The sequence below is a fragment of the Flavitalea flava genome, assembly GCF_054461575.1.
This window is the reverse complement of record NZ_JBTLQH010000004.1, coordinates 87,489-106,387: the sequence shown is the minus strand read 5'-3', so window position 1 is coordinate 106,387 and position 18,899 is coordinate 87,489. Positions and strand designations below refer to the sequence as shown.

General features: G+C 45.5%; 17 protein-coding genes. 8 read left to right on the top strand and 9 right to left on the bottom strand.

Annotated features, from left to right (window positions below; all coding sequences use genetic code 11):
• Positions 1–166: 166 nt before the first annotated feature.
• Positions 167–1,213 (bottom strand): glycoside hydrolase family 43 protein, encoded by a 1,047-nt coding sequence (locus ACX0G9_RS06275; RefSeq protein ID WP_459064013.1) that lies wholly within the window; start codon positions 1,211–1,213, stop codon positions 167–169.
• 169 nt (positions 1,214–1,382) lie between these two features.
• Here ACX0G9_RS06275 and ACX0G9_RS06270 point away from each other — a divergent pair, with 169 nt between their 5' ends.
• The gene (locus tag ACX0G9_RS06270) at positions 1,383–2,507 is read left to right on the top strand and encodes a lactonase family protein (protein ID WP_459064012.1); all 1,125 of its coding nucleotides are present in this window, start codon (positions 1,383–1,385) and stop codon (positions 2,505–2,507) included.
• Positions 2,508–2,510: 3 nt separating this feature from the next.
• Here ACX0G9_RS06270 and ACX0G9_RS06265 read toward each other — a convergent pair whose 3' ends face one another.
• Positions 2,511–3,605, bottom strand: a complete 1,095-nt coding sequence (locus ACX0G9_RS06265; RefSeq protein WP_459064011.1) for a dipeptidase — start codon at positions 3,603–3,605, stop codon at positions 2,511–2,513.
• 248 nt (positions 3,606–3,853) lie between these two features.
• Here ACX0G9_RS06265 and ACX0G9_RS06260 point away from each other — a divergent pair, with 248 nt between their 5' ends.
• The 5 genes from ACX0G9_RS06260 to ACX0G9_RS06240 all read left to right on the top strand — a co-directional run bounded on the left by ACX0G9_RS06260 (position 3,854) and on the right by ACX0G9_RS06240 (position 8,914).
• Complete coding sequence (locus ACX0G9_RS06260; protein WP_459064010.1) at positions 3,854–4,339, top strand: MarR family winged helix-turn-helix transcriptional regulator; 486 nt, start codon at positions 3,854–3,856, stop codon at positions 4,337–4,339.
• A 109-nt stretch (positions 4,340–4,448) separates the two neighbouring features.
• Positions 4,449–5,570, top strand: coding sequence for a lipid A-modifier LpxR family protein (locus ACX0G9_RS06255; RefSeq protein ID WP_459064009.1), 1,122 nt, complete (start codon positions 4,449–4,451; stop codon positions 5,568–5,570).
• 72 nt (positions 5,571–5,642) lie between these two features.
• Positions 5,643–6,218 carry a hypothetical protein gene (locus tag ACX0G9_RS06250; protein ID WP_459064008.1) on the top strand — a complete coding sequence of 192 codons (576 nt, stop codon included), beginning with the start codon at positions 5,643–5,645 and terminating at the stop codon, positions 6,216–6,218.
• A 154-nt stretch (positions 6,219–6,372) separates the two neighbouring features.
• Complete coding sequence (locus tag ACX0G9_RS06245; RefSeq protein ID WP_459064007.1) at positions 6,373–6,870, top strand: RNA polymerase sigma factor; 498 nt, start codon at positions 6,373–6,375, stop codon at positions 6,868–6,870.
• Positions 6,871–6,994: 124 nt separating this feature from the next.
• A complete protein-coding gene (locus tag ACX0G9_RS06240) occupies positions 6,995–8,914 on the top strand; it encodes an ABC-F family ATP-binding cassette domain-containing protein (protein ID WP_459064006.1) in 1,920 nt (639 codons plus the stop codon).
• Between the two features lies 1 nt (position 8,915).
• Here ACX0G9_RS06240 and ACX0G9_RS06235 read toward each other — a convergent pair whose 3' ends face one another.
• Positions 8,916–9,554 carry a methyltransferase family protein gene (locus ACX0G9_RS06235; RefSeq protein ID WP_459064005.1) on the bottom strand — a complete coding sequence of 213 codons (639 nt, stop codon included), beginning with the start codon at positions 9,552–9,554 and terminating at the stop codon, positions 8,916–8,918.
• Between the two features lie 112 nt (positions 9,555–9,666).
• On the opposite strand from ACX0G9_RS06235, the gene ACX0G9_RS06230 reads away from it, so the two are divergent.
• The gene (locus ACX0G9_RS06230; protein ID WP_459064004.1) at positions 9,667–11,190 is read left to right on the top strand and encodes a M28 family peptidase; all 1,524 of its coding nucleotides are present in this window, start codon (positions 9,667–9,669) and stop codon (positions 11,188–11,190) included.
• A 7-nt stretch (positions 11,191–11,197) separates the two neighbouring features.
• On the opposite strand, the gene ACX0G9_RS06225 is transcribed toward ACX0G9_RS06230, so the two are convergent.
• From ACX0G9_RS06225 to ACX0G9_RS06210, 4 genes are all read right to left on the bottom strand, one after another.
• Positions 11,198–11,647, bottom strand: a complete 450-nt coding sequence (locus tag ACX0G9_RS06225; protein ID WP_459064003.1) for a hypothetical protein — start codon at positions 11,645–11,647, stop codon at positions 11,198–11,200.
• A gap of 104 nt (positions 11,648–11,751) precedes the next feature.
• Positions 11,752–12,474 carry an FKBP-type peptidyl-prolyl cis-trans isomerase gene (locus tag ACX0G9_RS06220; RefSeq protein WP_459064002.1) on the bottom strand — a complete coding sequence of 241 codons (723 nt, stop codon included), beginning with the start codon at positions 12,472–12,474 and terminating at the stop codon, positions 11,752–11,754.
• A gap of 56 nt (positions 12,475–12,530) precedes the next feature.
• On the bottom strand, positions 12,531–13,307 hold the full coding sequence (locus ACX0G9_RS06215) for a TlpA family protein disulfide reductase (RefSeq protein ID WP_459064001.1): 777 nt from the start codon (positions 13,305–13,307) through the stop codon (positions 12,531–12,533).
• Between the two features lie 122 nt (positions 13,308–13,429).
• The gene (locus ACX0G9_RS06210) at positions 13,430–13,786 is read right to left on the bottom strand and encodes a hypothetical protein (protein WP_459064000.1); all 357 of its coding nucleotides are present in this window, start codon (positions 13,784–13,786) and stop codon (positions 13,430–13,432) included.
• Positions 13,787–13,932: 146 nt separating this feature from the next.
• Between ACX0G9_RS06210 and ACX0G9_RS06205 the strand changes: the two genes are divergently transcribed.
• Positions 13,933–14,670: a DUF4197 domain-containing protein gene (locus tag ACX0G9_RS06205; protein ID WP_459063999.1), complete on the top strand. Its 738-nt coding sequence runs from the start codon at positions 13,933–13,935 to the stop codon at positions 14,668–14,670.
• 93 nt (positions 14,671–14,763) lie between these two features.
• Here the strand turns inward: ACX0G9_RS06205 and ACX0G9_RS06200 are convergent, their stop codons facing one another.
• The gene (locus tag ACX0G9_RS06200; RefSeq protein WP_459063998.1) at positions 14,764–16,701 is read right to left on the bottom strand and encodes an SPFH domain-containing protein; all 1,938 of its coding nucleotides are present in this window, start codon (positions 16,699–16,701) and stop codon (positions 14,764–14,766) included.
• Between the two features lie 458 nt (positions 16,702–17,159).
• Positions 17,160–18,815, bottom strand: a complete 1,656-nt coding sequence (gene glgP, locus ACX0G9_RS06195) for an alpha-glucan family phosphorylase (RefSeq protein WP_459063997.1) — start codon at positions 18,813–18,815, stop codon at positions 17,160–17,162.
• Positions 18,816–18,899 lie beyond the last annotated feature (84 nt).

Here is an 18,899-nt window from a genome sequence, read left to right as displayed (position 1 = left end):
TATTTTTGTAAAAAATAATAGGGGCTATTTTTTTGTCGGGGTTTTTGTTAAAAATAACCCCGACAAAAAAATATCTAATGATGGCCCTTCGGGCAAGGGACCCGTGGTCCCTTATTTTTTGGCATGTTTCTTTGCAAAACATAACATGCCCAAAAAAATACCCCCCCTACGGCTTCCACTCTTTCTTCCATTCGATGACCGGTTTGCCGTCAACGATCTTTAAGGGCAGCCAGACATAACGGGAATCTTCCAGGTCGGCCTTATTCCAGCGGTCGGCCATAAAAACAAAAGAATTTTCCTTGCCTGCTACCGGCAATACAAAAGTGCTTTGAGCGTGATAGGTGCTGTCTGCACCCGGCCCGGTGCAGGGATTGGACGCCTGTTGAACCCAATCTCCCAGAGGATGACCGGCTATAGCGAAAAGTGCGGCATTAGGGTCCCATCCGGTACATAAGGAGGTGATAAGGTAATAGGTAGATTTGTATTTGAATAAGGCAGGCGCCTCCCGGTGAGCCCCTATCAATATTCGTTTGTATTGGGTCGTTGGAGATAAATAATCATCCGAAAGCAGACAAATCTGCATGGTTAGGTTATTCTCCGAAGCACTTACGAGATAGGCTTTCCCATCATCATCCCGAAAAAGTGTCATATCCCTTGACATCTGCCCGTTAGGCTGAATACTGCCCAGATACCTGAACGGGCCGGACGGGCGATCACTCACGGCTACCCCGGCCCTGGCATACCCATAATCATTCTTATCGATATGCAACCACATGACGAACTTACCTGTCCGGTCGTTATAAATAACTTTTGGCCTTTCGATCACCCGCCCGGTATCAAGATCCGAACTTCCATTCCCAGCCATGGCGGCCAGGGCTATTCCTTCCTTTTTCCAGTTCAGCAGGTCTCTTGATGAATAACAGGATACTCCACCTGCCGGTACCCGGTAATCTTCCCAGTCGGTGATGCCGGGCACCCTCCAGGTCTTTCCCTGTTTGATCTCCCCATACCAGTAATAAACGCCCTTATGATAAAGGATCCCACCTCCATGCGCATTTATAGCGTTTGTATGGGTATCCTGCCATATTTCTCCCGGTCGTATAACGGAATCGGGTGTTTGTGCAATGGCTGACCGTATACCGGTCAGCAGGCATCCAACGAGCAAAATTGAAAAAAACGACCAGTACCCAAACTGTTTATTTCTTCTTTTCATATCCCGAATTTTATACCTAATCCCTCTTTCTGCAGGGAAAATGAAACTTTACTCAAACCATTAATCAAGCCCAAGTTAAACAATACTTCTATTCGGAGATGTGTTTGGTAATCCTTAAATTGCAGCTGCTCATTCAATTCAAAATTGTCTTCTTAATACCATCCTCTTTATGCGCTTGTCCCTTTTAACATTGGTCCTGTTATTATCGCTGTCAGGTCTTGCCCAGAAATATTACCTGTTCATTGGAACCTATACAAATACCAGCGGGCACAGTAAAGGAATCTATGTTTATCAGTTCAATGCAGCCACCGGGGATTTTAAACCCGTAAGCACCGCAGTTACAGAAAATCCCTCTTATCTCGCTCTTTCTCCGGGAGGAAAGTCAGTATATGCCGTCAATGAGACAGGAGGAACCAATCCGGGTGGTGTAAGCGCTTTCTCTTTCGATAAAACTACCGGTCATTTACAATTCCTGAACAAACAGGAGAGCGGCGGAGATGATCCCTGTTATTTGTCTGTGGATGCCGGCCGCAAATGGCTGATGGTAGCCAATTATAGTGGTGGCAGCTTGTCCGCTCTTCCTTTACGGGCAGATGGTTCGATCGGCGCCCTAACGCAGTCGATACAACATACCGGAACAGGAGCCGATAAATCGAGACAGGAAAAACCGCATGTACATTCCGTGACTTTTACTCCGGATCAACGATTCCTGGTAGCAGCCGATCTGGGTTTGGACAAACTTTCCATTTATCGTTTTAATCCCGGAGCAACTGATCATCCGCTCTCTGCACTCCAGGACTCTTCTGTGGTGATCAAACCGGCTTCGGGACCAAGACATATCAGTTTTTATCCCGGTAAACCCTGGGTATACCTGATGAATGAAATGAGCGGAGTCGTTGACGTCTTCCATTATGCTAAGGGGAAATTTACCCTGTTCCAGCAGATAAGTTCTCATCCTGCCGGCTATTCAGGCGATATAGGCAGCGCAGATATCCATGTCGCTCCGGGTGGTAAATATCTCTATGCTTCCAACAGAGGCGATGCCGATAATATAGTGGTTTATGCTGTCGATTCCGCCAGCGGCAAATTAACGGTGAAAGGATTTCAGTCCACGCTGGGGAAAGGCCCACGGAATTTTGTCATCGACCCGACGGGTCATTGGCTGCTGGCCGCCAATCAACGGACCGACAATGTGGTTATCTACCGGATAGATCCGCAGACTGGTTTGCTGACGCCTTCCGGCAAGCAGATTCAGGTTCCCAGTCCCGTTTGCTTAAAAATACTGAAGAATTAAAAACTAATCCTTCCATGCCTTCCGCAGGAATCTGATCCAGTTCCCGTGCAGTATATTCTCAATGTCCTGTGGTTTATATCCTCTGCCGGTTAACAGATCCGGAATTTTTTGGAGATCGGCAATCGTTTCCAGGTCATAGGGGCATTGTTCCTTTCCATAACCACCATCCAGATCGGTACCGATACCCACATGCAGAACATTTCCCGCCAGCTGGCAAATATGGTCAAGGTGATCGACCATTTTTTCCAGGTTGCATTGCATGGCTTCAGGGGTAGATTTTCCCCTTACCCAGCCAGGGACCATCATCCAGGCATCCAGGGGGCCGCCAATAACCGCGCCCTTATCAATCAGGACCTTGATCATATCATCACTGAACTGGCGGTTATGGTCCACAAGCGCCCTGCAATTATTATGACTGGCCCAAATCGATCCGTTGAAAAGGTCCATCGCGCCCCAAAAAGCATCGTCACACAGATGTGTAGCATCCAGGATCATATTCAGTTTTTCCATTTCGTGCAGCAATTCTTTTCCATCTTTCCCAAGATGGCCGGTGGCATCCGTACCATTGGCATAACGGCCAGGCCCATAATGAGCAGGCCCTACTGCACGCAGACCATATTTATATGCTTTTTCTAAATAGTTAAGTGCAATCAGGGAATCTGCCCCTTCCAAACTAAGGATATAACCGATCGGCTTTTTAAAATCTCCTTCTGCATTTTTATCATTAGCCCGTTCTCCCATCCAAAGCACCAGATGATTTTCCAACGATTTTGCATCCTTTATCATGATCATTTCCCCTTCTTCCTCCATGGCTTTATACCAGGCTAACTGGCCCTGTGTCTGGGACCAGGCCTGTTCAGGAGAATGCCAGCCGGGTAACGGATTACCCGGCGCTACATAACGCGCGATCTGTGTGGCTACGACCAAACCGATACCTGCGTTCCGTAATTCAGGAAATGCTACCGTTCCTTTTGCGCGATCGGGTTTATCTTTCCATCCTTTTTCCCGTTCCCGGATTGCCAGTACCGGCAAACGAAGATCCCTGTTCCATTCCAGGGCATTCATGCTAAGATCAAGATGTGCGTCAATTATAAACATAGTAAGATGAAGATAAGATTTTTTACCCCTGTTTGGCAGCACGTTGCATTCTGGTAAAAAAGCAACAATGATGCTGAAGGAAGAACCCTGAAAGGATTTCTTTTGGGGGTTTTCAAAAAAATATTTGCTGGATTCCAAAAACGTCCTACATTTGTATAGACAACAGTTGTCAATACACTATTAAACCCCCTCAATTAACCTGATAAAGCTCCGGAAGGATCCGGAACTGTATAAAAGGAGAAATTAGGATGAACCCGGAAGAATCGATAAAATCAATAACGATCGTTGCAGATCTGGCGCCTTACAAAAGAGCGTTGATTAGTTTACTTTATACCGGTTACCAGATAAGCGACCGGCTGAACGAGCAGTTAAAGCCGTTCGGAGTTTCTGAACAACAGGTGAATGTATTGCACATTATAAAAAAACAAAGTTGCTCTCCCTGTAATCTTTACAATATTCAGGAGCAAATGATGCATAAGATGAGCAATGCCACCAGATTAGTCGAAAAGTTACGTTTGAAGGGATTGGTCACCAGGGAAACCTGTGAAGACAACCGCCGCAGAGTGGAAATTTGCCTTACCGAAGAAGGGCAGCAGCTATTGGATAAAATTGAAAAAAAATTGAGCAAATTTCATTTCGAACACGAAACCAGGATGACAGACGAGGAATATATACAATTAGCGGATTTATTAGACAAAATGAGGAGGCAGGAGAAGAAGGACGGGGGATGTTGATTTTTTTTACCCTAACTGCTGTATATACAACAATTGTACAGTAGTTAATAGTACACACAACAATAGACAGTTAGCACACCAATAGATGAACTTTAGAAAATGACAGGCAATGAAACAAATTTTACCCATCCTTCTTCTCTTCTTGTTTTTTACAGGAAAGAATGACAGGCTTTACGCACAGGTGGAACAAGACACCACCGAAAATAAAGAGACTACCCGACAAAATATGCAGGACGCCCCTACCCGGCTCCTGCGTATTTACGAAGACAACGATTTCATTAATATATACGGCAAAGGCACAGACAATGCTTACACCAATGGTACCCGTATAGACCTTTTTTATACGAAAAAACACCCTTCCCGCTTCTTCATCGACCGGTTCATGCCAAAAGCCGGCGATAGCAGCGTAAATGTTTTCGGATGGGGGATCATGCAGATCATGCTTACGCCAAATGATATCGCTGTTACTGAACGCCAAAGTAAGGACTACCCGTATTCAGGGGCGTTATTCGCAACCCATACCCTTTATTCTTATGATCCGGTAAAAAAATATGATTTCCAGACTGAACTGATCCTGGGTGTGATGGGGCCGGCCTCTATGGCCCAACAACTGCAAACCTGGGTTCACAGGATAATCAATTATCAGCGTCCGATGGGATGGGGCAATCAACTGGGGACGGATATCCTGATGAATGTCAACTTTACCGCGGAAAAACAATTAGTGGCCTGGCGTTCTATGGCACCTTATGGGGAAGTGATCGGCGGAGGCCAGGCATTCTTCGGAACGATGCTCAACGGAGCGGCTGTCTATACCCTGATCCGGATAGGAATTATGAACCCTTATTTCGATGGATTTATGAGCCAGTACAATAATAGAAGAACCCATAATAAAGCCGGTAACGATAAGGTCAGGATTAATTTTGTCATCAAGCCCGAAGTGCAAATGATATTCACCAATGCCCTGCTGCAAGGTGCCCTTTTCACCGGCGCTCCTGGCGGCAAAAACCCCGGCAGCGGCGGCAGCGGCAATAAGAATGGAAACGGAAACGTCGAAGCAGAGGCCAGTCAATCTAATCCCGGTCTGCACAGGATGGTCTATTCCATTAATTATGGCATCGTGGTTTCATCGGGTCGCCTGGGAGTCTCCTTTATTCAAAGTTCAAGCTCTCCCATGATGAAAGGATTATATGACCACACCGTAGGGAATATATCCCTGTATTACGGCTGGTAAGACCGATCCCATGTTATATTTTTTACCACAATGTGAAGCATTTAATAATTAATAACCATAAATCAACAGAAGATGAAAACGACACGCAAGATTGGCATTTTATCAGCAGTTTTAGTTGCACTCGCATTGACAGGGAAAGCCCAGACGACGCTACCACAGAAAAGCGCCAGACAGGAATTCCGTTTAAGCGTTGGACCTGAGGCCGGTGTTCCCCTGGGAGATCTTTCCAAAGGATATGACTGGAGTCTCGGGGGCTCCGTCCAGGTGGATATCCCGGTCATTCAAAACCTTTATGTGACCGTTAATGCAGGGTACAACAATTTTTTTGTTAAAAAGGATCAGGCGGAGTTCCCGGACAAGAACCTGCAGCTGATCCCGGTAAAGGCAGGTTTGAAGTATTTCCCGGTCGGGAATATCTTTTATGTTCAGGGTGAAGCGGGCGCTTCTTTCCTGGCGAATAAATCAGACCTGCTTTCCAACAAGTCAGCCGCCTTCGTCTACGCACCGCAGATCGGAGCCTTGTTGAAACTGTCAGGTAAAAATTATATCGACCTGGGTTTCCGGTTTGAAAGCACGTCCTCCTTTTACAACGGAGGAAACACGAATAACTACCTGGGCCTGAGAGCAGCCTATGCTTTTGGTCTCTAAAAAATGTGTGAAGATGAATATGCCCTGAAGAAAAACAGTAAAAGCCCGTTCAGGTAAAAGCCGGGAGGCTTTTACCTGTTTTTAAATAAAAAAATTACGGGAGCTTAACCCTTCCCGTATCCCATAGTAAATAACCGATAATAAAAACAACCACATGTCCACAATAGAATTCAATGAATTATTGATCGGCCATACCGAAAGATTGAAACCTTACGCGATCACTCTTACCCACGATGGGGAAGAAGCAAAGGACCTTCTTTCGGAAACGATCTACCGGGCTTTAGCTAACCGGGATAAATATAACGAAGGCACTAATATACAGGCCTGGCTATTCACCATAATGCGCAATACCTTCATCAATAACTATCGCCGCAGGGGCAGGGAGAAAAAGATCTTCGCTTCCAATGTTCAGGGGACTCAGCATGCTTATTACGAACCAGCCACCCAGAGTCTGGCAGAAAGCAGATTGGGAAATAAAGAGATCCTATCTGCGATCCATTCCCTGCCGGATAGCTGGAGGACGCCTTTCAGCCTGTATTTCGAAGGGTACCAATACCAGGAAATTGCCGACCGGATGAATATAGCATTGGGGACTATTAAAAGCCGTATCCATTTCGCCCGTAAATTCCTGAAAGAACGGGTCAGCCGCTGACCCTTTTTTGTTAACCGATATTTAATAAAGGCTATCCGGATCTCTGCTGATACCACAGAATCTTAACGGGTAGCCTTTATCTTACCGGTTTTCTAAACTAACCCCAATTGCTTATCTTCGCGCCATGCATTATGTTTCTGTAGAAGGATTGAGTAAATCTTACGGCGTTAAGCCCCTGTTCCAAAATATTACCTTTCATATTGAAGAAGGCGACAAGATCGCCCTGGTTGCCCGAAACGGGAGCGGAAAGTCAACCCTGCTGAAGATATTAGCGGGTACGGAAACCGCCGAAAAGGGTACAGTCTGGATCCATAAGGACGTTACGGTTGCCCTGTTCGAACAGGAACCTGTTTTTATAGAAGAAAAATCCATTCTGGACAATATCTTCCATCACAATCACCCCATTATCAATGCTATAAAATCCTATGAAGAGGCCAGCGACGATGGAGATATTGACAAATTGACCGATGCCATCGTAAAACTCGACGAGTTGAATGCCTGGGATTTTGATACCAAGGTCAAACAGATCCTTGGAAAACTGAATATTCATCACCTTCATCAGACAGCAGGGTCTTTATCCGGTGGACAGCGCAAACGAGTAGCTCTCGCCAAAACATTGATCGATATCGGATTCGAACACAAGCATGTGTTGCTGATAATGGATGAACCTACCAACCATTTGGATGTGGAAATGGTCGAATGGCTGGAACATTATCTCAACCAGGAAAAAGTGACCCTTTTACTGGTAACGCACGACCGCTACTTTCTGGACGCCGTAAGTGAAGAGATCTGGGAAATGGACGGGAATAGTCTTTATGTGGTAAAAGGGGATTATGCAGATTTTTTAGAAAAAAAAGCCGCCCGTATCGAAAACGAATCGGCCAGCATCGACAAAGCGCGGAATACCTATCGAAAAGAACTGGAATGGATGCGCAAACAACCAAAAGCCAGGACCGTTAAAAGTAAAAGCCGGCAGGATAATTTTTATGTGGTTGAGGCAAGAGCCAAACAGCGGATGGAAGATCAACAGGTAGAGTTACAGGTAAAAATGAGCCGCCTCGGAGGAAAAATTGCAGAGCTGAAAAAACTATACAAAAGTTATGGCGATAAGGTCATCTTAAAAGGCTTTGATTATACTTTTAAAAAAGGTGAGCGCCTGGGAGTGATCGGAAAGAACGGAGTGGGCAAATCCACCTTTATCAATATTTTACAGGGAATCGAACAACCCGATAGCGGAAAGGTCAATATCGGGGAAACAGTGATCTTCGGCAACTACTCACAGGCAGGGCTTGTAGTCAAGGAAGACATGCGTGTCATCGAGTTTGTAAAGAATATTGCGGAGCATTTCCCCCTGGCGGATGGCAGTACCATGAGTGCCTCCCAATTCTTAAACCTGTTCCTGTTCCCACCTGAACAACAATACACCTATATATCGAGGCTCAGCGGAGGCGAAAAAAGAAGATTACATCTCCTGTCCATTCTTTTTCGCAATCCCAACTTCCTTATCCTGGATGAACCCACCAATGATCTGGATCTTCCAACGCTGGGTGTTTTGGAAAATTTCTTAAGTGATTACCAGGGATGCCTGCTGATCATATCGCATGACCGTTATTTTATGGATCGGTTGGTAGATCATCTCCTCGTTCTGGAAGGAGATGGCGTCACCCGTGATTTTCCGGGGAATTATACCCAATACCGCGAATGGGTTAAACTTGGTAAGGATGATGCCGCCTTCCGGCCGCCCGGTGATGGGTATAAAGCTTCCGATACCGATATCAAGGCCAGTCCGGCCAAAGCTGCTTCGGCTACCGCCGTTGCTACGGAAAAAAAGAAGTTGTCCTATAAGGAAAAAAGAGAGTTTGAATTGTTGGAAAAAGAAATGGCAGACCTGGGTAAAGAAAAAGAAAATGTAGAACAAAAACTCAATAAAAGCGAAACGCCTTTCGATGAGTTACAAAAATTAGCTCTCCGGAGCGGGGAGATTACCCGCCTGCTGGATGAGAAAGAATTACGGTGGCTGGAGCTTAGCGAGGGGGATAATTAGCCTACTGCTGTTTCCTGCCTGAAGCTCTTTTCCCGAATCCGGGAACCAGCATGGGTACATTAAGCCGGTATACAGCATACTGTTCACCAAAAACACGCAATAATTTCTGCTCTTCCAGCCAGGCCCCCAATACAGTATATATCGTGATCATAAGACAAGCGATCAGGTTACTCAGGAAAGGGAAGAACAGGAGCAGCGCCCAGATGAATAATAAGGTGCCCAGGTATAAAGGATGGCGCACGTATCTATGAAACCCGCCCGTCTCCAGTGATCCATGTCCGCCTTCTATCTCATCTTCGCTGCCTCGCTCCCTGAAAAATACCGCAACCCCGCTCAGATGGAAAAAATATTTATGTATACTGAAAACCATCAGTACAACCCCAACCACCCCAGCGGGCAAACCAATCCATAGCCTGATGACCGGAAAGGAGCCAACCGGAGAACTTCGAATGGAAAATTGCCACCACAAAATGGCCAGCATAAAGACCAGGGCAAATACCGAATAAAGGAACCGGTAATACCTAAACCCCTTCCCCATCCTTTCCTCAAAAAATGCCTTAACCCATTCAGCGGCCAAAAGGCTGTGGGCAAGGCCAAATAAAAACCACAACCCTGATAGCATCCAATGATCTGTATTCATTTGACAATTTGCCGGTTTTATACCCTTTTATCAGGCTATTATTACTATTCTCTTATCCTACAATATACATCTATCCCTTAACTTAGCCTTATCGTCAAAATTCAGGAAATTCATGAGAAAGCTTTTTTCAGTACTCTCCATTCTGGCAACTGTATGGGTCCATGCTCAAAAGACTCCCGATCCACGTCCTTTTGCCGCCACGATAACAGCCGCCGATCTGGCAACCCATTTATACATTTTTGCCGGAAAGGAATTCGAAGGCAGGGAAACGACGACCTGGGGGCAACGCAAAGCAGCTTCCTATATTGAAAATTATTTCAGGTCCATCGGCCTTCAGCCAGGGAATAAAGATAGCTTCCAAATGGTTTACCCGGTATTCCAGGACTCCCTGACTTCTTGCAGCATCCGGGTTAACGGTCATTCTTTTGATCTCAATAAGGATTTTGCGGTGAACGCCTCTTCCAATAATACGGCCACCCTGATAGGTAGTGAAATTATTTTTGCCGGATACGGGATCAGCGATTCCATTCAGAACGATTATAAAGGACTCGATGTTAAAGGAAAGATAGTCATGATACTGAACGGTCTGCCCGGAAGCCGACGGTCCACAGGTTCCGGAACCAGCGCCCCGCCTTTCCACAGAGGCAATCTTTCCTCCAATTTCAAAGTGGAAGCAGCCCGAAGGAACGGAGCATCCGCCTTGCTCATTATCCAGGGTGGTTTTCCCAGGAATTCCTTTGGAGACAAGGGCCCCTTGTACCGGGAAGGAAATACCGATGTTTCCTCCCCCAACCTCTTTTACGTTTCAGATAAAATTGCAGGTCTGGTAATGGGCGACGATTTTGCGATAGCAAGATCCGGAAGCCCCCAGCCTAAGTCCTATCCGGCAGATATATTGCTGCAGTTCAGTAAACAAATCGAATGCTTACAGGGAAGTGATGTACTCGGATTCCTGGAAGGGACCGATCTGAAAGATCAACTGGTTGTTTTATCCGCACATTATGATCATTTGGGAAAAATGGACACTGTTATTTATTATGGGGCCGATGACGATGGATCGGGTACTGTAGGTCTGCTGGAACTGGCTCAGGCATTTGCAGAGGCAAAAACTGCCGGAAAAGGCCCCCGCCGAAGCGTACTTTTTCTCGCCAACTCCGGCGAAGAAAATGGACTGTGGGGTTCGGCCTATTATACAGATCATCCTTCCTATCCCCTTGAAAATACCACCGTCAATCTGAATATCGATATGATCGGTCGTATCGACCCGAATCGTAAAAAAGGAGATTCTACCAATTATGTGTACGTGATAGGCGATGATAAATTAAGTTCCGATCTCCATCCCATCAATGTCGCTCAAAATAAAAAATACACTAAACTGGAATTGGATTACAAATACAACGATCCCAAAGACCCTCAACGGATTTATTACCGGAGCGATCATTATAATTTTGCCCGTAATGGAGTTCCTATCATTTTTTATTTCGACGGGATCCATTCCGACTATCACCGGCCATCGGATACTCCTGATAAGATCAATTATAACCTGCTGGAAAAAAGAACCCGTCTTGTCTTTTATACTGCCTGGGAAATGGCGAACAGGGATGATATGCTGAAAAGAGATATTCCGTTGAAGTGAAACAGTCTCAGCGGAAAAAATAACTATCGAGGATATTCATAGCATCCTTCTCATCTCTTGCACAGAATGAACAGGTAATGGTAGAATCGCTGGCCCCTCTTGTCTCATTTTCCCAGGTAAAATAGCCCAGTTGCTTTCCCGTCCGATCGGAAACCTTTAACGCATATTTATTCTGAATGATATACAAACAATTGCTGTCGGGAGCTGGAAATTGAACTTTGAAGCTTTTTTCCCCATTCAGAAAATGGGTGCCGAGATAGGTAAGATCGATATCTTCCGAGTCGTTGTCCTTACCCGCAGCATAGCGGATATAAGCTCTTTTATTATCCTTGATCCAAAAGGAAAAGCCTTTGTATTCTTTGCTATTTATTTTTCCATTGGAATAGGTGGCGACTCTTACCTTCTCGGGGGGATGCAGGAGGGAAAGGGTTAACGAAAGGAGTGCCAGTCTGATCATAGAAAAGGGGTTCGTTAAAAAATAAAATCCTGAAAAAACAGGAATACGCACTGATCAACGTCCGATCAGTGCGTATTAGTGTTTTTATATTGTTTTATGTCTTTTTATTTCACGATATCCAATAATTCGACATCGAATATAAGGGTAGATCCCGGAGCGATCATTTGTCCTGCCTGCTGGTCACCATAAGCCAGGTTAGATGGAATAAAGAGCTTCCATTTACTGCCTACAGGCATCAATTGCAAGGCTTCCGTCCAACCGGGGATAACTCCATTCACGGTAAGTTCAATGGGTTGCCCGCGGTCCACAGAGCTATCGAATACCTTTCCGTCCAAAAGCGTCCCATGATAATGACATTTCACTTTATCAGTGAGAGCGGGTTTTGGACCGGTTCCTTCCTTGATCACGGTATACTGAAGCCCACTGGCTAAGGTTATTACCCCGGGTTTATTTTTATTGGCAGCCAGAAATTCTTCGCCGATCTTTTTATTGCCGGATGATTTTTCGGATTTTGCTTTTTGCATGTAACTGACGATACAGGCATTGGCTTGTTGCTCATCCAACATCAGCTTTCCTTTCCTGTTTACATCGTTGATTGCCCTGGTAACGAGAGCTGTATTGATATTGGTAATATTCTGTTGTTTGTAAAAATTGGCTACGCTCAAGCCTATGGCATAACTTAAAGAATCCTGCGTAGTTCTTAAAACGGCTGCAGGCGCGGTGGTCTTTTTTGCGACGCCGGCTACGGAAGCGGCAGGCTTTTTCACCTGGGACCAGGCGGACAAACAGACAGATATACTAAGGGCAGATACGATGATTTTTTTCATTCTTGAATTTTGTGACGCAAAAATAGTGTTTATTACGATAAAGGTCAACCTGCAGGCTATTTTCCGCCAGGGAATATTAACGTATTCAGTTTCAATATGATATTTGCTTTTTCCGGTTCACCAGCCGCCCGTAGAACATGAGCATAACTTTTCAGTTCGGAGGCAGACTGGACCAGTGGTCTGATCCGGTCTGCCAGTGCAGGCAGCTTTTTTTCCAAATTTACGGCATCGTCTTCCCTGAACACCCCTATCAGAATAGCAGGTGCCGGGTATCGGGGGACATAATTTTCTCCCGAACTGATCATCAGGAGGTCTTTTTCCAGGGAGATTACCGGAGATTCAACGATGCGCCCTAATTCTCTGCCTTCCCGGAATCCCTTCCCGTCTGCATTATCGAATACCAGCAAATCAGGCACCCGGAAGATGTTCATTCCCTTTTCTTCATGGCCAGGACTCTGCTTATAGGCAGAATCCTCTTTACTGACCATGATCAGCTCTATATTAGCAGGATCTACACCACAATAATCCAGTATTTTATACATCCTTGGCACTTCCCTCCTGCTGTCTCCACACCAGGTTCCCATAAAGATCAGGAACCGTTTGCCATCCAGCATGGATTTGAGCTTGCCTGCCAGAGCGGAATCAACGGAATAACCGTTGTAGTTTTTGACGAACCATTCATTAAAGGGTGGCTTTTGCAGATTATCCCGGGTATTGATCCCGAGGAGATCAGGATTGTTATTTGTTCCGTGGTTGACGGCCAGTTTGGAATGACAGGAAAAAAGACAGGCTACCAGGCCTGCAAGGATCAGGTATGCATATATGGTGTTCATATGTTTATTATTTATCTATATAGGCTGTCGTCTTCTCATGATAAGATTTTATCATAGAAGATTCAGGCTAAATAAGTTGTGTCTGAATAGAAATAAAAGATGCCGGAGAAGCGTTTTTCTGATCAGACACGGGGAGGTTGAAATACCGGAATGTCAACCCCTGCGGGATAAAAGGAGAAGAAACGATCAGATCCGGACCTCAAAGGTTCCGGAAAATACCCCGAAAGGGCAACCACCGGATGGCCGGCAAAAACTTGTTCCGGTTTTAATTTGTAGGAAGTCCTCTCCGCACCGGGGAGCTCACCTGCCGATTTTTGGGTAACCTGTTGTTTTCCGCAGTCACAGGCAACAATGACGGAATAGGAAGGAGAAATGGCCGGACATTGTACATAATCCAGTATCCGGCTGTATTGAAACAGCAATAACAAAATAAAGAGTAATATGGATAAAATCCGTTTCAGAGAAAGAATTATGTACAAAAGAAAAATTAAGCAATTTTTCCGGGTATTGCAAATAGGTTGACAACAGGCTTATCCGTTGTACTATTATTCCTTAACGTTCTTTTACCTTATAGTCTCAGATTTTGGTCTTATTTTTAAATCCGAACTTAAAAACAAAAATATCCATGATGAAAAAATTAACATCCGTACTGTTCCTTTCCTTTTGTACCGTTCTGTTGGTAAATGCACAGGGCGGTTTGCTGGGGGGGGCTAAAAATGCCCTGAATTCTTTAAAAGGCGGTAAATCCGGTTCGCTCAGTTCGGATGATATCGTAGCAGGTTTAAAAGAGGCCTTATCGCAGGGAACAAAAAAAAGCGCAGACAAATTATCGGCCGTGGATGGTTTTTTCAAAGACGCAGCTGTAAAGATCCTTCTCCCGCCTGAAGCCCAGAAAGTGGAAAAAACCTTACGCAGCATTGGATTAGGTAAGCAGGTGGATGATGCCATCCTTAGCCTCAACCGGGCAGCAGAAGATGCTTCCAAATCGGCTGCCCCCATCTTTTTAAACGCCGTAAAAACTATGAGTGTACAGGATGGGTTGGGTATTCTGAAAGGAACAGATACCGCGGCCACCGCTTATCTCCGCAAATCCACCAATCTGCAATTGACTTCTGCATTCAGACCCGTGATTGATTCATCACTTCAAAAAACCGGTGCTACCAAATATTGGAAAACTGTATTTGAGACCTATAATAAACTACCGACCACTTTTACTAAGGTAAATACGGATCTCTCCGGTTATGCTACGGAAAAAGCTCTCCAGGGAGTGTTCTATTATGTTGCGCAGGAAGAAAAAAATATCCGTCAAAACCCTGCAGCACAGGTAACCGACCTGTTGAAGAAGGTGTTTGGAGGGAAATAAGAAATAAGCCATTAAAAAGCCGCCGGAAATTATCTCTCCGGCGGCTTTTTGCGTATACCACTTTCTCTAAGGTCTGTTTTCTATAAACAACCTCTATTTTTTCTTTTCCCTATCCCCTTCGTCAGCTTCTGCTTTTTTACGAAGTTGTTCCAGCAATTGCAGTCCCAGCAAACCGGTGATGGGCCCGTTGGACGTCTCTCCTCCTCCCCCGCTGCCTCCAATCAGGATATCCGGCATGATCCTGATCTGTTGAGCGCCGATCGCTTCCATTACTTTTAACTGGGTAAAATTACCGCCTCCCATGGCTTCCACTGCCAGTTTGTAGGACTCTGCCGAAGATTTACCGATAGCCAGGATCTTACCCGCTTCTGCACTACCCGTGAGCGAGATCTTTTCGGCATCCGCCTTTGCCAGCCATTCGATCTTTTCCGCGTCAGCCTTCGCCAGCAGTCTTGTTCTTTCTGCTTCACCGCTGGCCAGGGATTTCAGGCGGTCTGCTTCTGCAGTAGCCTGAAGACGTACGCTGTTGGCATCACCCGTGGCCTTCTTAACGGAAGCATCCGCAATCCGTTCAGCGATCTGTACACCCTGATCGGCTTTCACGATATCCTTTTGTATTTCTGCGATCGCCGTTTCCTTTTCCAGGCTTTGACGGGTTTCCTGTGCTTTCATTTGAGTTTCATAGGTCACCTTCTGTTCTTCGGCCAGTTTACGGTCGGTCAGGGTCTTCATCAGGCTTTCAGGAGGAACGATATCGCCGATCAGGGTATCAACTCCTATGACATTATATTGTTCCAGCACCTTGCCGATGTGCTCTCTTGCCGACTGCTGCCTTTCTTTACGCGTACCCAGGAAGGCGATCACATCGCTGTCCTGGGCCGAGTTACGGAAGTAATTACCAATTGTCGGCTCCAATACCTGGCTTACCAGATTGGTCATATTTCCAAACCGCCCGATCACTTTCGGGGCTTCTGTAGTCGGGATATGAATGATCTGTGAAACATCCAGGTTGAAAGGGAACCCGTCCTTACTTCGCACGGTAATGGTAGATAAATTTTTATCCAGCTGATGCGCTTCGCTCCGGGCATTGGCCCAGTTCAGGACCAGGTTGGTAGTGGGAACCAATTCCACTTTCATAATATAGGGGTTGATCGGGTATTTTCCAGGGCCTAACGGCTCTGCCCATACGCCCTTCGAACCCTTGGCAACAATATTACCATGCCTGAATTCCACGCCGCTCAGATCGACGCCGTCACTACCGACATAAGAAATCACTACCCCAACATGACCAATTGGGATCTCTGTCATCTTCACCGTTTCCACTTTGGCAAACCAGGGGTTCAGAAAATAGGTACCGGCCAGGATGACCTGTTCCTGCAAACCTTTATAACCGCCGTTGTTCATGAACAAGTCCACGTCCTGGAACCGGTTGTGGTCCCCGATGATCCTGCCTGCTATCTGTCCTTCCTCCAGGGGTTTACCTTCCTGCGTTGTTACAATCCCAACGGTATTGTCCGGTATGCTGACCATATCGGAGATTTCCACTTCGAACAGGAACGTATTGATCCGGTAGGAACCCGGAGTAATAATACCCGTCTGTCGCCCTTTTCGGCCGCCGCTCTTCAAAAAGGCCTGGGCATCCTGGAAAGAATCACAGGGCACCTTACGGGCAAGGATAGAGCCGGTTTCCAGTTCAGCCCCATCCCTGGCCAGCACTAATCCGATCTTACCGGTGGGTACGATCGTGAAGGATTGAAAACTGACATCGTATTGCCATATCCATTTTCCAAAATAGACACCAGGAGCCAGGGTTTGCGCCTGGAAGCCGGCCTCGCCCTCTGTAGCTATTATCCGGCCTTCCGGCAAGGACTGATTACCCACCAGGACGAACTTTTTAGTTACCAATCCGATCTTGTCCTCCGGCACAATGACCACTCCGAAAAAAACACGCAGGATCAGCCTGTATAATAAAAGACATAATAATGGGATACCGAGGATCAATCCCCATTTGATCAGCATTGACGTTTCCATTTGATTGTTGATTTAGGTTTTAGATGAAAAATAAATATTTCAGCCTGCATTTGGAAAACACAGTCAGCCATAGATGTTTCAGGAATTATAACCGAACGGGTTACAGTAAAAGATTAAATAACGACAACAGGATTCTAACTATTCACTGGAGGAGAAGTATTCAAAATGGTGAAACGGAGTTCGGCCCATTTTAATTCAGTTGTCTTAGTAGCGGGTTGCATAACTTATGTTAATTGATAAGGCAAAGTTTGTGTGTTTACAGTTCTGCCACAACAGAAATCAGGATGAACGGTATCCAGGAAACAAACTAACGGAAATAAGGGTCCCAGAAAAAGGATTAACGGAGATGGAAGAGCCTCCCCAACATGGAGAGGCTCTGAAAAAAACAATAAGTACTTAATTAATATTCAATGACTTATCCTTTGGATAGGTTATAAGGGTTACATAATACCTGATTCCTATTTATACAATAACTCATAATACTCATGAACCATACGCCCCGAATCGAATTGGTAACGTACATCCCTCATACCATTCTTGGCGATCTGCCTCCAGGTATCATATTTATCATAATACAAAGGAAGGATATCCTTTTCGAGGATCTCATAGACCTTATTGAGATCATATTCATCCTGGGCTTCCACATGCATATTGGCATAGTCGGCCTTGGGAACGACAAAACCATTATTCCCGTTATTGATGAATTCCGGGATCCAGCCATCATCGGTGGAAAAATTCACCGCTCCGTTCATGGCTGCCGTCATTCCACTGGTTCCGGATGCCTCACGCGGAACCCTGGGATTGTTCAGCCAGCAATCGGCTGCTTGTTTCATCCGTTTGGATAAGCCAAGTTCATAACCGATCACAACGGCAACATTTTTATAGCCTTTACTGAGGTGGACCAGGTGATTAAATTCATTGATCGCCGGGTAGTCCATCGGGTATGGTTTACCTCCCCAGATGATTTGTACCGGATATTTGGCGTTACTGGTTAGTTTGTTAAAACGCTCGATGTCCCTGGTTAGAAGGTCGGCTCTTTTATACCCTGCGAAACGACGTGCCCAGACTATGGTAAATACATTCGGGTCGAAAACTTTCCCGGTCTGATCGGCAACGATTTCAAAGGCTCTTTTCTTCATATATTTTTTGCGGTCGTCCCACCAATAATCATCCCCTCCCTCCATTTTCCGGTACAATTCCTTATCCGCCCAATAATTCCAGTTTTGTGCATTGGTAATGGATATGATCGGACAGATCCCGCTATATTTACTCCACATGGCCCTGGAAACATCACCATGCAAACGGGATACACCATTGGCCAACCTGGCAAAACGGAGAGCAGCGAGTGAATGGTTGAAGGCATCGTCTTCCATGCCCGTCAGTTTTTTTGTTTCTTCCACGGAAAGCCCGCAGAAATAACTCATCTTATGACATAGATATATATCGTGTTTCTCATTCCCTGCCTCCTCCGGCGTATGCGTGGTGAATACAAGTCGTTTTCTCACCTCTTCGATATTCCGGTTATATTTCTGATACAGATAAAAGGCAGCACTCAATCCATGTGCTTCATTCAAATGATAGAGTTCCGGATTAAAACCCAGTTCATCCACTAATTTAGCTCCTCCTACTCCCAATAAGATAAATTGAGCCACTTTGGTTGCCACATTCGCATCGTATAAGCGGTGTGTGATCGTCTGCGAAACATAATCATTTTCCGGAAGATCGGTGCTCAACAGGAATAAGGGAGCACTTTTAAAGGTTTCGGGTTTCAGATACCAGACCTTTACCCATACCGGATGTTCATGAATATTAACCTGGAATTTTATTCCCGTGTCTTCCAGGAAACTATACTGTTTCTCCATCCAGGTCACCTGCAGGGTCTGATCCTGATTCCGGGCCTGGTCATAATATCCGTATTTCCATAAAATGCCGATGCTTATCATATTCTGACGTAACTCATATGCACTGCGCAAATGCGAACCCGCCAAAAAACCCAGCCCTCCGCTGTAGATCTTCAGCGGCTGATGTACGGCAAATTCCATAGAGAAATAAGCAATTTTCTTTGAATAACGCTCGTCGACGGTGTAAGGCACATTAAAATTTCTAAAACTCATAGTTATTCCTGATTATTTTATCTATGTAAGAAGTACGCAATATAACGGATAATCCCGAATTGAATTGCCCGTCCTTCTTTCATT

Excerpts from the sequence above, each read along its gene's own strand:
- ACX0G9_RS06275 (WP_459064013.1), bottom strand. The coding sequence starts at position 1,213 with ATGAAAAGAAGAAATAAACAGTTTGGGTACTGGTCGTTTTTTTCAATT.
- ACX0G9_RS06270 (WP_459064012.1), top strand. The coding sequence starts at position 1,383 with ATGCGCTTGTCCCTTTTAACATTGGTCCTGTTATTATCGCTGTCAGGT.
- ACX0G9_RS06265 (WP_459064011.1), bottom strand. The coding sequence starts at position 3,605 with ATGTTTATAATTGACGCACATCTTGATCTTAGCATGAATGCCCTGGAA.
- ACX0G9_RS06260 (WP_459064010.1), top strand. The coding sequence starts at position 3,854 with ATGAACCCGGAAGAATCGATAAAATCAATAACGATCGTTGCAGATCTG.
- ACX0G9_RS06255 (WP_459064009.1), top strand. The coding sequence starts at position 4,449 with ATGAAACAAATTTTACCCATCCTTCTTCTCTTCTTGTTTTTTACAGGA.
- ACX0G9_RS06250 (WP_459064008.1), top strand. The coding sequence starts at position 5,643 with ATGAAAACGACACGCAAGATTGGCATTTTATCAGCAGTTTTAGTTGCA.
- ACX0G9_RS06245 (WP_459064007.1), top strand. The coding sequence starts at position 6,373 with ATGTCCACAATAGAATTCAATGAATTATTGATCGGCCATACCGAAAGA.
- ACX0G9_RS06240 (WP_459064006.1), top strand. The coding sequence starts at position 6,995 with ATGCATTATGTTTCTGTAGAAGGATTGAGTAAATCTTACGGCGTTAAG.
- ACX0G9_RS06235 (WP_459064005.1), bottom strand. The coding sequence starts at position 9,554 with ATGAATACAGATCATTGGATGCTATCAGGGTTGTGGTTTTTATTTGGC.
- ACX0G9_RS06230 (WP_459064004.1), top strand. The coding sequence starts at position 9,667 with ATGAGAAAGCTTTTTTCAGTACTCTCCATTCTGGCAACTGTATGGGTC.
- ACX0G9_RS06225 (WP_459064003.1), bottom strand. The coding sequence starts at position 11,647 with ATGATCAGACTGGCACTCCTTTCGTTAACCCTTTCCCTCCTGCATCCC.
- ACX0G9_RS06220 (WP_459064002.1), bottom strand. The coding sequence starts at position 12,474 with ATGAAAAAAATCATCGTATCTGCCCTTAGTATATCTGTCTGTTTGTCC.
- ACX0G9_RS06215 (WP_459064001.1), bottom strand. The coding sequence starts at position 13,307 with ATGAACACCATATATGCATACCTGATCCTTGCAGGCCTGGTAGCCTGT.
- ACX0G9_RS06205 (WP_459063999.1), top strand. The coding sequence starts at position 13,933 with ATGATGAAAAAATTAACATCCGTACTGTTCCTTTCCTTTTGTACCGTT.
- ACX0G9_RS06200 (WP_459063998.1), bottom strand. The coding sequence starts at position 16,701 with ATGGAAACGTCAATGCTGATCAAATGGGGATTGATCCTCGGTATCCCA.
- glgP (WP_459063997.1), bottom strand. The coding sequence starts at position 18,815 with ATGAGTTTTAGAAATTTTAATGTGCCTTACACCGTCGACGAGCGTTAT.